Source organism: Streptomyces sp. NPDC107454 (assembly GCF_055582885.1).
This window is the reverse complement of the sequence record NZ_JBVJPA010000046.1, coordinates 1-12862: the sequence shown is the minus strand read 5'-3', so window position 1 is coordinate 12862 and position 12862 is coordinate 1. Positions and strand designations below refer to the sequence as shown.

At 67.7% G+C, this 12862-nt stretch carries 14 protein-coding genes and 1 pseudogene; 9 read left to right on the top strand and 6 right to left on the bottom strand.

Annotated elements, in window-relative coordinates; translation table 11 throughout:
* The 4 genes from ACZ69M_RS50760 to ACZ69M_RS50745 all read right to left on the bottom strand — a co-directional run.
* Window positions 1–239, bottom strand: a 239-nt coding sequence (locus ACZ69M_RS50760) for a transposase (RefSeq protein WP_470060488.1), incomplete at its 3' end; no start/stop codon positions are given.
* Between the two features lie 6 nt (window positions 240–245).
* The gene (locus ACZ69M_RS50755) at window positions 246–692 is read right to left on the bottom strand and encodes an ISAs1 family transposase (protein WP_470060487.1); all 447 of its coding nucleotides are present in this window, start codon (window positions 690–692) and stop codon (window positions 246–248) included.
* Window positions 689–1129 carry a transposase family protein gene (locus tag ACZ69M_RS50750; protein ID WP_470060486.1) on the bottom strand — a complete coding sequence of 147 codons (441 nt, stop codon included), beginning with the start codon at window positions 1127–1129 and terminating at the stop codon, window positions 689–691. Before ACZ69M_RS50750 ends, ACZ69M_RS50755 begins: the two co-directional genes overlap by 4 nt.
* Window positions 1130–1360: 231 nt before the next feature.
* Window positions 1361–1651 carry a hypothetical protein gene (locus tag ACZ69M_RS50745; RefSeq protein WP_470060489.1) on the bottom strand — a complete coding sequence of 97 codons (291 nt, stop codon included), beginning with the start codon at window positions 1649–1651 and terminating at the stop codon, window positions 1361–1363.
* A 455-nt stretch (window positions 1652–2106) separates the two neighbouring features.
* On the opposite strand from ACZ69M_RS50745, the gene ACZ69M_RS50740 reads away from it, so the two are divergent.
* The 4 genes and pseudogenes from ACZ69M_RS50740 (at window position 2107) to ACZ69M_RS50725 (ending at window position 5110) form a co-directional block, all read left to right on the top strand.
* A complete protein-coding gene (locus ACZ69M_RS50740) occupies window positions 2107–2814 on the top strand; it encodes a hypothetical protein (RefSeq protein ID WP_470060485.1) in 708 nt (235 codons plus the stop codon).
* A gap of 417 nt (window positions 2815–3231) precedes the next feature.
* The gene (locus ACZ69M_RS50735) at window positions 3232–4029 is read left to right on the top strand and encodes an SDR family NAD(P)-dependent oxidoreductase (RefSeq protein WP_470060484.1); all 798 of its coding nucleotides are present in this window, start codon (window positions 3232–3234) and stop codon (window positions 4027–4029) included.
* Window positions 4030–4227: 198 nt separating this feature from the next.
* Window positions 4228–4521 (top strand): annotated as a pseudogene (locus tag ACZ69M_RS50730) (IS3 family transposase); the annotation flags it as partial.
* A 388-nt stretch (window positions 4522–4909) separates the two neighbouring features.
* Window positions 4910–5110: a hypothetical protein gene (locus ACZ69M_RS50725; RefSeq protein ID WP_470060483.1), complete on the top strand. Its 201-nt coding sequence runs from the start codon at window positions 4910–4912 to the stop codon at window positions 5108–5110.
* Between the two features lie 86 nt (window positions 5111–5196).
* On the opposite strand, the gene ACZ69M_RS50720 is transcribed toward ACZ69M_RS50725, so the two are convergent.
* Together ACZ69M_RS50720 and ACZ69M_RS50715 are read right to left on the bottom strand one after the other, a co-directional pair.
* A complete protein-coding gene (locus ACZ69M_RS50720; protein ID WP_470060482.1) occupies window positions 5197–5628 on the bottom strand; it encodes a VOC family protein in 432 nt (143 codons plus the stop codon).
* A gap of 49 nt (window positions 5629–5677) precedes the next feature.
* Window positions 5678–6559 (bottom strand): NAD-dependent epimerase/dehydratase family protein, encoded by an 882-nt coding sequence (locus ACZ69M_RS50715; RefSeq protein ID WP_470060481.1) that lies wholly within the window; start codon window positions 6557–6559, stop codon window positions 5678–5680.
* 133 nt (window positions 6560–6692) lie between these two features.
* Between ACZ69M_RS50715 and ACZ69M_RS50710 the strand changes: the two genes are divergently transcribed.
* From ACZ69M_RS50710 to ACZ69M_RS50690, 5 genes are all read left to right on the top strand, one after another.
* On the top strand, window positions 6693–7592 hold the full coding sequence (locus ACZ69M_RS50710) for a LysR family transcriptional regulator (RefSeq protein WP_470060480.1): 900 nt from the start codon (window positions 6693–6695) through the stop codon (window positions 7590–7592).
* Window positions 7487–7957 (top strand): FadR/GntR family transcriptional regulator, encoded by a 471-nt coding sequence (locus tag ACZ69M_RS50705; protein WP_470060479.1) that lies wholly within the window; start codon window positions 7487–7489, stop codon window positions 7955–7957. The genes ACZ69M_RS50710 and ACZ69M_RS50705 overlap by 106 nt, the downstream gene beginning before the upstream one ends.
* Before the next feature lie 205 nt (window positions 7958–8162).
* Window positions 8163–10382 (top strand): MMPL family transporter, encoded by a 2220-nt coding sequence (locus tag ACZ69M_RS50700; RefSeq protein WP_470060478.1) that lies wholly within the window; start codon window positions 8163–8165, stop codon window positions 10380–10382.
* A 50-nt stretch (window positions 10383–10432) separates the two neighbouring features.
* Window positions 10433–11656, top strand: coding sequence for a sensor histidine kinase (locus ACZ69M_RS50695; RefSeq protein WP_470060477.1), 1224 nt, complete (start codon window positions 10433–10435; stop codon window positions 11654–11656).
* The gene (locus ACZ69M_RS50690; protein WP_470060476.1) at window positions 11653–12336 is read left to right on the top strand and encodes a response regulator transcription factor; all 684 of its coding nucleotides are present in this window, start codon (window positions 11653–11655) and stop codon (window positions 12334–12336) included. Before ACZ69M_RS50695 ends, ACZ69M_RS50690 begins: the two co-directional genes overlap by 4 nt.
* Window positions 12337–12862 lie beyond the last annotated feature (526 nt).

The window sequence follows — 12862 nt, the reverse complement described above, 5'->3', positions numbered from 1 at the left end:
CCGTCTTGGCGGAAGACGCTGATGGCGAGGTTGCGCAGGGAGGCCATGGCGCGGGGCAGGTTGCCGGTGCGGACCTTGGAGTCGTCCTCGCGGAACGTGCGGTCCCGCACGTGGTGCAGGAGGTTCTCGATACTCAAGTGGCCTCTGATCCAGGTGGCGAGCTCGCTGCAAGTGGCGTCGAAGACGCTCAGGCTCGTGATCAGGTAGACGCGCTCGATGGTCAGCTTCCCGGTGCTCAAGTCGCGTCACCACCGGACGACTTGGATCGCCTGGCGGGCGCCGGGGTAGTCGAGGTGGCTGAACGCGGCGACCTTGAGCCGGCGGATCTCGTCGTGGTGGTGGGCGTGGTCGCGCGTGCGGTGCCCGAGCGGGATGTCCCGCCAGAGCAGCTTCCTGACCTGGGCGTACAGGCCCGGATGGTTCTTCTTCACGACGGCCACGTAGTGCGCGCCGCGACTGGTCAGACAGGCGCCGTGGCCGTGCTGGGTGTGCAGGGCGTCGACGGTCACCACCGTGTTCTCCAGCCCGAGGCCGTCCAGCAACGGTGCGAAGGCGGGGATTTCGTTGCTCTTGGAGGCGACCTGCCGCTGGGCCAGGACCACGCCGCGGTGATCCATCGCCGCCAGCAGCTGGATCGCCGCGGCCGCCCGGGTTCGCGATCCGCGGACCACTTTGCCGTCGACTGCGATCACCCGTCGCACTGACGCCTTCTGCGCCTCAGGCTTGACCGGGGGGCAGCGATCTGGCCTGTAGATACGCGCTGATCGCCGGGTCCAGCGCGGTCACTGTCCACGCGCTGCAGCAGGCGGCGCACGGTTGCCGCGTGCGGCACCGGCCGCAGACCGGTAAGCGGGTCGACGGCGAAGCCGAGGACACCCAGCACATGCTGTGGGGCATCCGTGATCCACTCACCGATCGCGATCAGCGACCGCGCTCCGGTCAGCACGGCCGAGACGGCTGCGCACAGCAACGCGAGGGCCGGATAGCGCAGTCCTCGCGCATCGCGGGGATCGGTGACCAGGATCAGGAAACATCGCAGGTCAACGACATCGCTTGGGGTGAGCGGATCACTCCGGGAGCCCAGTTGCTCCAGTGCGGAAGTGATGGGCGATGACGTTCGGGCAGGCACGGTCTCGCTCGGTTCTCATGCGTCTCGACAACCACATGATCACCAGCCCCGTGCCCGCACTACTCGGGTTCCTTGTCACACAGCGGACATGACGGCACGTCACCCCGCCCGACAGGCGAAACCGGACCAATCCTCATCACGCAATTCCCCTGTCAGTACAAGGGACAGCACAATGGCGATCACAGACTTACCAGCGCCGGTGTTCTGCGGGGTGGACTGGGCAGAGGCGCATCACGATGTCGCCCTGGTCGACGCTGGCGGAAGGCAGCTCGCCAAGCAGCGGATCGGCGACAGTGGTATCTCGACCCCCGCGACGACCACGTCATGGAGGGCCTGGCGCCTGTCGGCCGCCACGGGCGACTGCCAGCGGAGCGTCTCCTCGGCCGCCCACGCCCTGTCCTCCTCGTTCCCGAGGAGGCGCTCGTGCACCTCCGGGTGATCGAGCACCGCATGCATGAGGTTGCCGACCGCCTGCCACGTCGTGTCGACACCGGCCGGGAACAGCAGGCGGAGGAAGCTCACCACCTCCGCGTGGTCAAGTTTCTGACCTTCGACCTCGCTTCATATGCGTCAATCAACAGCCCGGAGCCATGGCGGCCGAGCCCCACCCCCGAACAGGCGGAAACCGTGCGCCGAAGCGGTACGCGGAGCCCGTGCACGGGCCCACCGCGGTCGATCCCCCGCTAGGGCTCGCAGATCAATAACACGTCGATTCCGGTTCTACGCCTGCGACGTGTGCTAGGAGCGGCTGACCTGTGGTGATGTCGCAACGAGCAGACACCGAGTTCAGCACTACCGGGAAGTAGACACGCATGTTATTCGGAGGCGAGCCCTGGTGACCGCGGGCCGTTCCGACCCAACCTCGTCCAGAGTGCGCAGCCGACATCCCTGTCGGAGTTCCTTCAGCCTGGGTGAAGTTGTGGAGGCGTGGGTTGGCTCTGGCCGTAGTACGCGATCTGCGCGAGTACCGGGCGCCGGTGAGCGAGGAGGATCTCGCCGAGTTCGAGACCGATGTGCTGGCGGGGTTCGTACTCGCGCGGGCCTCAGCCGGTCTGGTCGACAGCACGATCCGCAACGACACCAACCACCAGCTGGTCCGGGACTGGTTCGACCGTCCGTTGTGGGAGATGGAGCCGGCCGACGCCGACGTCTATTTCGGCAAGGTGATTCGCGACGCCAAGCCGTCGACGCGGACCGGCCGGGCCGGTGCGCTGGCGGTGTACTTCCAGTTCCTTGAGCTGCGACACAACGTCGAGCTGCATAACCTCACCGGCCGTGTGGTCGAGTGCACGCTCGACAAGATGAACCGGCCGCGGGCCTCGGTGGAACCGCAGCTGCGGATCCCACCCAGCGAAGCAGAGATCGAGGAGCTGTTCGCGGGGTGGCGTGAGGAACTGGTGACCTGCCGCAAGTTCGGCCCGACAGCCCGTAATTACGCGGTGGCCCGCCTGACGGTGGACGTGGGTCTGGGGATCAACGAAGCGCGGATGCTCGACCTGGACGATGTCCGGTGGGAGCTGGGCCGGTTCGGCAAGCTCAATGTCCGGCACGGTAAGGGCTCCCGGCGCCGAGGCCCGAAGCCGCGGTTGGTGACGCTGATCAACGGTGCTGACCGCAGCGGTGGTTCGGCCCGGACTCCGAGGAGGGCGCAGCCGCGCTGCCCCGGCCGAGGAGGGCGTCGATGATCGAGCATCGTCTGTTACTCTCATCGCGGTCGTCACCACGGCGATGTTGGTCGCTCTGCACGCAGCGGGCGGTCCGAGGCTCGAAACCTCCGTAAGGATTCTTCCAACGGAGGTTGACCAATGCCGGTGTCGATCGTGGCTCCCCCGGCGGGTCTGGCTGCTGACAGCCGTTCTCTTGCATCTGGGCATCATCCGGGTCGTGCGTCTGTGGCTAGCCCGGAAGCAGACACAGCTTCCCGTTCCCCCCCTCGTCTCAAGGCCCGCCCGGGCATCTTCGGACGACGGGTTTTGGTGCCTGTTGCCCGCGCCCGCCGATCTGGGAGTGCGTTGCACGAGGCTCCCCAAAAGACTTCCGCCAGGCGCCCATCTCCCTGCTTCTGCGCCTGCCCCACCTGCCTGCAGACAACAAGGAATACAATGACTTCGCTCGAGATTACGCGCACGACACTTCTGCCGACAGCGCGACCGCTGGACGGGATGGTGGTGATCGTCACCGGCGGTGGCCGCGGTCTTGGCGCGGCCATCAGCACGGATGCGGCGCACGCCGGCGCTGATGTGGTGCTCGTCGGCCGGGATCGCGGCGCGCTGGAGCGCCATGCCGGTCATCTGCCGGGAACCCCGTTCGTGTACGACGCCGACCTGACCCAGGCTGGGTCAGCCGAGGCCATCGTCCGCGCGGTGATGGAGCGGTTCGGCCGCCTCGACGGGCTCGTCAACAACGCGGGTTCCGCCCACTTCGGCATGGCGGCGACCATCACCGAGGCGGAGTACGACGCGATCCTCGCCCTCGACGTCCGCGCTCCGCTGATGCTCGCCGGGCAGGCGGCAGCAGCGATGACGAAGGGCGGGAGCATCGTGAACATCTCGTCCGCGATGGCGTCCGTTGGCCAGCCCGGGACGACCTTGTACGCGGCGAGCAAGGGGGCCGTCGACGCGGCGACACGGTCGCTGGCCGCCGAACTGGGTGCGGCGAACGTGCGGGTCAACGGGGTGCGCCCGGGGCTCACGCGTACCGACGCCACCGAGTACGCCTACCAGGACAGCTCATTGCTGGATGCGTATCACAGCGATGTTCCGCTCGGACGGACCGGCACCGCGGACGAAGTCGCCGGTCTCACCACTTTCCTGCTCTCGCCGACGGCATCGTTCATCACCGGCCAGACGATCACAGTTGACGGCGGATACACCACGTCCAGGCTGATCAATCCCATGTGATCTTCCGTTCCACGTGCCGTTACGACGGCAGCGGGGCCCGACCAGCTTAGGACGGTCGGGCCCCTGTCAGCGCGGAGACGGCTCGATCCCCGGCTCAACGACAGGCCCCGCTCTTCTGCCCCTGTTATGTTTTCCGCGATGCTGCCGCGAAGCGAATCTCGGCAGGTGGCGGTCACGCACATGCGCACGGATCTCCCTCTGGATGCCCTGGAGATGGCCCTCTGGCGGCGTGGAATCAAGAAGGGCTCGGGGCTGATTCATCACAGTGACCGCGGCTCGCCATACGTGTCCATTCGCTACGGTCAGCGGTTGCTGGAGGCCGGCGCGAACACGTCCGCCGGTTCTGTCGCGGACAGCTACGCTGCTTGACATCTATAGGGGCATCAATGCCATGGCCGAGGCCCTCAATGGCTCGTTCAAGCCGAGCTGATCGAGCGCCAAGGCCCCTGGCGGGACGCTGACCAAGTCGAACATGCCGTCGTCCAATGGATCGGCTAGTACAACACCGAGCGACTCCACTCCGCTCTCGACTACCTCCCGCCTGAGGAATTCGAGGTCCAGCACCGCCGTTCTCAGGCGACCACGAACGCCGCCTGAAACCACACAAGCCGGCCGCTACGAAACTCGGGGCAGCTCACACAGCGTCAGCCGATCAGGACTGGGAAACTGGGAAACAAGGCAGTCGTGCGAACCACGGCATACGCTCTGTCCGTGGCTGAGCGGACTCTGATTGGTGCCTCGCCCCTGCCTGACTGTGTCGGGCTGGGTCAGAGATGGCCGGCGCGGTCGCGACTGCCGAGGCTCTGGCGCCCCAGGACGACGGGTCGGCCGAGGCGGCGATGCGGGGGAAGCTGGCCCTGCGCTACAACAGGGTGCGCCCGTGCCGGTCGCTGCTGGGCGAGTCGGATGCGCCGCCCGGCCCCGGGCCGGGCGGCGCATCCTCAACACGGTTTGTCGCCTGCCCTCGCTCTCGCGGCGGCGGGTGAAGGACCGGCTGCTGCTGGCCGGGCTGTCGCGCGGGGTGTGCACGACCATCACGCCGACCCCCGCCGACCTGCGCGCGACACCATCGCCGCGGTGAAACCGCTGGGGCCGGTCGTGCCGACCGCATGGCCGCCCCAGCTTGGCGCGGCATCCACATCGGCCCGCATCCGTGGACTCGCCCGGTCAGGCGGCGAAGACCTGCGAGTCGTCTGCAAACGCCTTGAACTCCAGGGCGTTGCCTGCTGGATCGAGGAAGAACATCGTCCACTGCTCACCCGTCTGGCCCTCGAAGCGGACATAGGGCTCGATGACGAGATCTATGCCCGCCGTGCGCAAACGCTCGGCAAGCTTCTGGAAATCGGCAATGGTAAGGATCAGCCCGAAGTGCGGCACCGGCACGTCGTGGCCGTCGACCGGATTGTGTATCCGCCGCACGCGCTCCGCGGCGAGATGGGTGACCAACTGGTGCCCGTGCAGGTTCCAGTCCACCCAAGTGTCCGCGCTGCGACCCTCCTCCAGTCCCAGTACGTCACCGTAGAACTGGCGGGCGGCATCCAAGTCGTCGACCGGCATGGCCAGGTGGAACCGCGGGATCGGCGAGTCGAGAACTGTCATGACGCTACCTTCCTGGTAGGGATGCAAGGAAATGTGACCGGCACGTCTGTCAAGACTGGTCGTAGCGGCCGCCTGCGATCTCGTCGACGAGTGACGGCCGCGAGGGCTTCCAGCCCAGGACTTCGCGCGCCTTGTTTCCGGAGGCCCGCTGGTCGAGTAGAAGCGCCTCACCGAAGGCGCCAAGCCGCTCGATCGTCGCGGTGTTGTCCTCGGGCACGACACGGCCTTCGAGGCCGCGACGGCGGCTGGCCGCCTCGCCCAGCTCGCGCACGGTCGGGTTGACACCGCTGGCCCCCACGTAGCGGTTGCCGGCCTCGCCACGTTCGAGGACGGCCACGTACAGCTCGGCGAGGTCGTCGACGTGGACCGTGGTCCAGTGCTGCGTGCCCGGGCCCACCAGTTGGAGGGCCGGTGCGTCGCCGGTCTGCTCAGCGGCGGTGACGACGTTGGGAATGCCCTTGCCGTAGCCGTACACAATGGCGGGCTCGATGAGCATGGATCGGACACCGGGGGCGGCGAGGAAACGGGCGTCGGCCTCGGGGTGCCAGGCCACGATGGCGGGGGCGTCGAACGGCGACTCCTCGGTGATCTCGTCACTGTTGCCGTACACCCAGATACCGCTGGTGTGAATGAAGGCGCCGCCCTCGCGCAGACCCTCGATGGCCGCCTCGGAGAAGTCGATGTCGGCGGCCGCGCTGCTCTCGTCGCCCGGGGAAGCGGTGGTGATCACGGCATCGGCCTCGGAGGCGAGGCGGCGCACCGTCTCGCGGTCGCGCATGTCAGCGACGACGGGCTGGACACCCTCTCGGCTCACCGCCCTGGCGCTGTCCTCGCTGCGCACGAGGGCCGCGACGGTGTGGCCGGAGGAAAGGAGGGCCGAGAGGACACCCGAGCCGATGTAGCCGGTCGCGCCGACGAGAAGGACGTTCATGGATCTTGCTCCTCAGAAGTTTCCTGGTCGATCTGTTCCGTGATCCAGCCTGCCTCCACGAGACCGTTCGACGGAAACGAATACTATCGATCCCACTTATCGCCCCCGGCTATAACTGGAGTACCATCAGGGCATGGAGTACCGGCAGCTGGAGTTCTTCGTCGCCGTCGCGGAGGAACTCAACTTCACCAAGGCCGCACAGCGCACTCACGCGGTCCAATCCACGGTTTCGGCCAGCATCCGCACCTTGGAGACGAGCCTTGGAATGGCCCTGTTCGACCGCAGCACAACACGGGTCGCCCTCACGGAAGCCGGCGAGGCGCTGCTGCCGGAGGCACGCCGCGCCCTCCATGCGCTCGCCGAGGCCCGCTCGGCAGTGGACAGCCTGCGGAGCGGTCTTACCGGCAACCTGCGCATCGGTGCGCTCTCGGGGCTGACCTCGGTGGATCTGCCCGGCCTGATCCATGACTTCCGCCAACGCCACCCCGGTGTCCGAGTCAACCTCAGAATCGACGCCGAGGGCACGGTGGGGCTTCTGCAGGAGCTGGAGTCGCAGACTCTCGATATCGCCTTCGTCGGTGTGCAGACTTCGAACATCCCGGGAATCCACCTCGACCCCATCGCCACGTTCCAGCCTCGACTCCTGGTCGCGACGGACCACCCGCTGGCCGACCGCGAGAAGGTGACCCCGGCCGAAGTCGCCACCGAGGCATTCATCGACCTCCCCCAGGGGTTCTGCAACCGAACGCGGTCCGACAACGATTTCCGGCGTGCCGGAATCACCCGCACCATCGCCGTCGAGGTACCCGAACTCAGTACCGTTCCCGGGTACGTCGAGTCGGGGCTTGGCCTCGCCCTGGTGCCGCCGCTCGCCAGCGAGGCCGACGCACATGTGGTACCCGTCGCTCTCGACCCCCCAGCAGAGACGTGGACTCTCGCATTGGCCCGCAACAGCAATGCGACACCGACACGGGCAGCACGCGCCTTCGCCGAACTGGTCGAACACCATATTGTGCGCCGCGATGTCTACTGATAGCCCTGTCTGTGGTATCGGCCAACTCCGCGTACAGACCTCGGCGTCGGCCGGCGGTCACGGCGGCCGCGCACAGCACGCTGCTCTCCGACTTCATGGCGGAGATCTCCCTCTCCATCGCTGAAAGCCGCACCGAGTCGCTGCGCCAGCCGGGCCGCCCGGCCCGCTCCCTCGCACAGTACCGCCAGGTCGCCGAGGCGATCCGCGTCGGCGACCCCGAGGAGGCGGCGCGCGCCATGCACACGCACATCGACACGGTCGGCCGGGTCAAGCTGCTCGACTGGCAGAGCGACCGCGAGGACCGACCTGGGCCTCGCGGTCGCAGCGGGGCGGTGCGTGAGTTCCTCGTCTGCTGCCAGGTATAGAACAGCCGCGGACGTGTCGGCATGCCACGTCAACGTCGAGTCTCATCGCTACGCAGTACGCGGTCGTCCTCCCTGAGGAGGAGGCGAAAGAGTCTGCTCGTGCTCTGTCACCAAGCGGTATTGCGAGCAGAGGCACGATGCCTCGGGCCCCCTCCTGCGGCCAGGCTGGTCAAGTCCCCGACCCCAGACCTGGAGATCCGTTTCCGTGGCTACTCTGCTCTATCGATTGGGCCGGACCGCCTTCCGGCGGCGCTGGCTCGTAACGTTGTTGTGGGCCGTGATCCTCGGCGCCGTGGGAGTCGGCGCCGCCAAGGCTCCGGCCTCCTCCGACGACGGCACGTCGTTCATGCCCGGTATCGAGGCCCAGAAGGCCTTCGACCTGATCGGCCAGCGATTCCCCGGCTCGGACGCCAACAGCGCCAACGCACGGATCGTCTTCGTCGCGCCCCACGGAGAGAAGGTGACCGCGACTGACAACCGGGCCGCCATCGATACGCTGGTTTCGGAGGCTGCCCACGAGCCGCAGGTGGCCAACGCGGTGAACCCGTTCACGGCGGGTGCGGTGAGCAAGGACGGTTCCACCGCCTACGCCACCGTGAACTTCAAGGTGAAGGCCGCGGACCTCACCAAGACCGACAAGGCCGCCCTGCGGCAAGCCATCGATCAGGTCCGCGACTCCGGCCTCACGGTCGAGGTCGGAGGCACCGCCCTCGCAACGCAGCCAGCGGCGGGCGGCTCGACGGATGTCATCGGCGTCGCTCTCGCCGCTGTCGTCCTGCTGATCACTTTCGGCTCCCTCGCGGCCGCCGGCCTCCCCCTGCTCACGGCCATCATCGGCGTCAGCGTCAGCATGGCCGCGATCATGGCCCTCGGCAGTGTCTTCGGCTTGTCCCTGACCACCGGGACGCTGGCCACGATGGTCGGCCTGGCAGTCGGCATCGACTACGCCCTGTTCGTCGTCTCCCGTTACCGCGAGGAACGTGGCAACGGTCACGCTCCACGCGAGGCGGCCGGTCTCGCCGTCGGCACGGCAGGCTCCGCCGTCGTCTTCGCCGGCCTGACGGTGGTCATCGCGCTGGCCGGACTCGCGGTGGTCAACGTGCCAATGCTGACCAAGATGGGCCTGTGTGCGGCAGGCGCGGTGGCCGTCGCCGTCCTGGTCGCCCTCACCCTGGTCCCGGCCCTGCTCGGCATGTGGCCGAACGCCGTCCTCTCCCGGTCTGTGCGAAGGCGCGGCCGCGCGGCTAGGACGGCTGACAATCTCGGCTCCCGGTGGGCGCGCTTCGTGCTCCGCCGCCCGGTTGCCGTGCTGCTGGCCTGCGTCGCGGGACTGGGTGCCCTGGCACTGCCCGCCACACACCTGGAGATGGGCATGCCCGGGGACGAGTCCAAGCCCGCCTCCACCACGGAACGACGCGCCTACGACGACCTCGCGCACGGCTTCGGCGCAGGCTTCAACGGCCCCCTGACGATCGTGATCGACGCCAAGGGCGCGGCGGAACCGAAGGCCGCAGCGGACGAGATAGCCAAGGAGATCGGCGCTACCTCTGGAGTCGTGTCAGTCACTCCCGCGCGCTTCAACCAGGCCGGCGACACCGCACTCGTCTCGGCCGTACCCTCCACGGGCCCGAACACCGAGAGCACCAAGAACATCGTCAAAACCATTCGCGCAGAACGCCCTGATCTCGAGCGGCAGACGGGCGCGAGCTTCGAGGTCACTGGCAGCACGGCGATGAACATCGACGTCGCGCAGGCACTTCAGAGCGCCCTCGTACCGTACCTGGCGGTCATCATCGGCCTCGCCCTCGTTCTGCTGCTGGTGGTATTCCGATCCGTGCTCGTACCGGTGAAGGCCGCCTTCGGGTTCCTGCTGTCGGTGCTGGCCGCGCTCGGCGCGGTCGTGGCCGTCTTCCAGTGGGGCTGGGGTGCGTCCCTGCTGGGTGTGGAGCAGACCGGGCCGATCATGAGCCTGATGCCGATCTTCCTGGTGGGCATCGTCTTCGGTCTGGCGATGGACTACGAGGTGTTCCTCGTGGCCCGGATGCGGGAGGCGTACGTCCACGGGGATCGTGCCCCTCGGGCGGTCGTCGCCGGCTTCCGGCACAGCGCCCGTGTGGTCGTCGCTGCGGCAGTGATCATGATCGCGGTCTTCTCGGCGTTCGTCGGCTCCGGCGAGTCGATGATCAAGACCATCGGTTTCGGGCTGGCCGTCGCCGTGTTGCTGGACGCCTTTGTGGTCCGCATGGCGCTCGTGCCCGCGGTGCTGGCGCTGCTCGGCGACAAGGCCTGGTGGCTGCCGCGCTGGCTGGACCGGCTGCTGCCCCGGGTGGACGTCGAGGGAGCCGCGCTCACCGCAGTATCACCGGAGCACGCCGACGGGCCCGCTGGTATCGAGCCCACGCCGCGGGAACCGGCCCGTACCTGACACCGGCCTCACCCCGCAGACCGCGGCATCCCGGCCTGCGGGGTGAGATCATGTCTACGTTCGAATTTTCTCGGAGTGTGATGAACACGAGCTGGCAGCGTCGAGCAGCGGCCCACCCCAGGGCCGTCGAGGCCACCACCCTCGTCCTGCTGTTCGCCTATGCCGTCACCGGTGTCATCATCACCCGCGCGGTGATGCCCGAGCCGCCGCCGATATGGCCTGGCATCGCGCTGTCGGCCGTCGCCTGCGCCGCGCTGCACTGGCGACGCAGCCGCCCCATCCCCGCCCTCGCGGTGACCACGCTGTGCACCATGGCCGAGGGATCACTCGGCTACCTCCAGACCCCCATGCTCATGGGCCCCCTCCTGGTCGCGCAGTACGTGACGAGCCTGTACTCTCCGCGGCGCACCGCTTGGCGAAGCGCTCTCACGGTCGCCGCCGGCATGGTCGTCACCGGTCTGTTTCTCACCACGATGCACAATTCCTTCGTACTCTCCGTCATCAACCCGGCAGCCTGGATTCTGCTGTGCGCGGCTCTCGGCAGCTACCTTCAACTGCGGCGCGAGTACGCGGCGGCCCGCGCCGAGAACGCCGAGCGGCAGAGCGAGGAGGAAGGCCGCCGCAGGGTGGTCCAGGAACGCATGCGCATCGCACGGGAACTCCACGATGTCGTCGCCCACCACCTGACCCTGGCCGATGCGCAGGTCGGCACCGCGGCCCATCTCGCCCGCACCCATCCGGCCCAGGCCCTCGAGATCATCGCGAAGCTGCCCGAGACCACGGCCGCGGCCCTGCGGGAGCTCAAGGCGACAGTCGGACTGCTGCGCCAGGACACCGACCCCGCCGACGACCTTGCCCCCGCACCGGGACTGGGCCAACTGCCCGCCCTCGTCGATACCTGTGCCGCCGCCGGGCTCGAGGTCAAGGTCGCTGTCGAGGGACAGCCGCGCCGACTCGCGCCCGTACTCGACCTGACGGCCTATCGGATCATCCAGGAATCACTCACCAACGTCACAAAGCACGCCGCCACTCGTACGGCACAGGTGCGGGTCTCGTACACCCCCCGGGGCCTGTCCCTGACCATCACGAACGACACCACCCCCCGGATCACGACGGCCACCTCGGGCCCCGGACAGGGCTTCGGACTGCTCAGCATGCGCGACCGCGCCACAGCGGCAGGCGGCACCTTCCACGCCGGCCCCCGCTCGCACGGCGGCTTCGAGGTCACCTGCACGTTCCCGCTCGACTGCCACGAAGAGAGCCCCGCCCCATGACCATCCGTGTCCTGCTCGCCGACGACCAAGCCCTGCTCCGAGCGACCTTCCGCATCCTCATCGACTCGGCCGAGGACCTCACCGTGGTTGCGGAGGCCGCCGACGGACAGGAAGCCATCGACCTCGCAGCAAGCCACCGCCCCGACGTGGTCATCATGGACATACGCATGCCGAACGTCGACGGAGTGTCTGCCACCGCCGCCATCTGCTCCCGCCCGGAACTGACGGACACTCACATCCTCGTCCTCACCACCTTCGAGAACGACAGGAACGTCGCCAAAGCCCTGCGCGCCGGCGCCAGCGGCTTCCTCGGCAAGGGCGTCAGCCCCGACGTCCTCCTGTCGAGCATCCGTACCGTCGCGTCTGGCGACGCCCTCCTGTCCCCGGTGGCCACCCGCACCCTCATCACCCGCTTCCTGGCCGCCCCGGACACCGACGACTTCCTCGTGCTCCCCGAAGCCCTCAAGACCCTGACCGACCGTGAACGCGAAGTCATGGCCCTCGCCGCACACGGCAAGTCCAATGCGGAGATCGCAGGCCAACTCGTCGTGAGCCCCCTCACCGTGCGCAGCCACATTCAACGAGCCATGGCCAAACTCGATGTCCGAGACCGCGCCCAACTCGTCGTGATCGCTTACCAGAGCGGCCTGGTGAAGCCACATCCTTCTGCCGGGCAGTGATCGACGCACGACACAAGGCGGTACTGGATGTCGGCACTACTGGTAGGGGCCATCGTTCCGTCTGGGAAGATGTGACGCTTTCCGCGTATGTCAATGCGTTGACGGACTCCGTGTCGCCGAGGTGGCATCCATCTGCCACAGGCTCAGACCCTCCACGGGGGTCTGGAGCCAACACGTCGGGTTCCCACACGGCTCGCACCGCCACCGCTCCTGCACCACCGCCGTGGTGCAGGAGTTCGCCAGCCATGGTTCCGTGTACGTCTCTCTTGCTGCCGACCGTATCTCGTCCGGGTGCAGTGTGCCTTGGCGGCCAGGCTGTCTCGTCGCCGCGTGTGGCTAGACGTCTCCCTGTTATCGGGAGTTCGCCAAAGTCCCTCAGAATCCTCCGGAACCACACAGCCTGATCGCGCAACATATCCCCAACCCCCCATACTTCGAAGGGCCTATGTGTCATGCGCATAACTCGCCCTGCCCGCGCCATGGCCTCCCTGCGCAACCTCGCCATCAGCGTCTTCCGCCAAGACGC

What these genes read in the sequence shown, in the direction of transcription:
- ACZ69M_RS50735 (WP_470060484.1), top strand. Translation starts at nt 3,232, where the DNA reads ATGACTTCGCTCGAGATTACGCGCACGACACTTCTGCCGACAGCGCGA.
- ACZ69M_RS50720 (WP_470060482.1), bottom strand. Translation starts at nt 5,628, where the DNA reads ATGACAGTTCTCGACTCGCCGATCCCGCGGTTCCACCTGGCCATGCCG.
- ACZ69M_RS50715 (WP_470060481.1), bottom strand. Translation starts at nt 6,559, where the DNA reads ATGAACGTCCTTCTCGTCGGCGCGACCGGCTACATCGGCTCGGGTGTC.
- ACZ69M_RS50710 (WP_470060480.1), top strand. Translation starts at nt 6,693, where the DNA reads ATGGAGTACCGGCAGCTGGAGTTCTTCGTCGCCGTCGCGGAGGAACTC.
- ACZ69M_RS50695 (WP_470060477.1), top strand. Translation starts at nt 10,433, where the DNA reads ATGTCTACGTTCGAATTTTCTCGGAGTGTGATGAACACGAGCTGGCAG.
- ACZ69M_RS50690 (WP_470060476.1), top strand. Translation starts at nt 11,653, where the DNA reads ATGACCATCCGTGTCCTGCTCGCCGACGACCAAGCCCTGCTCCGAGCG.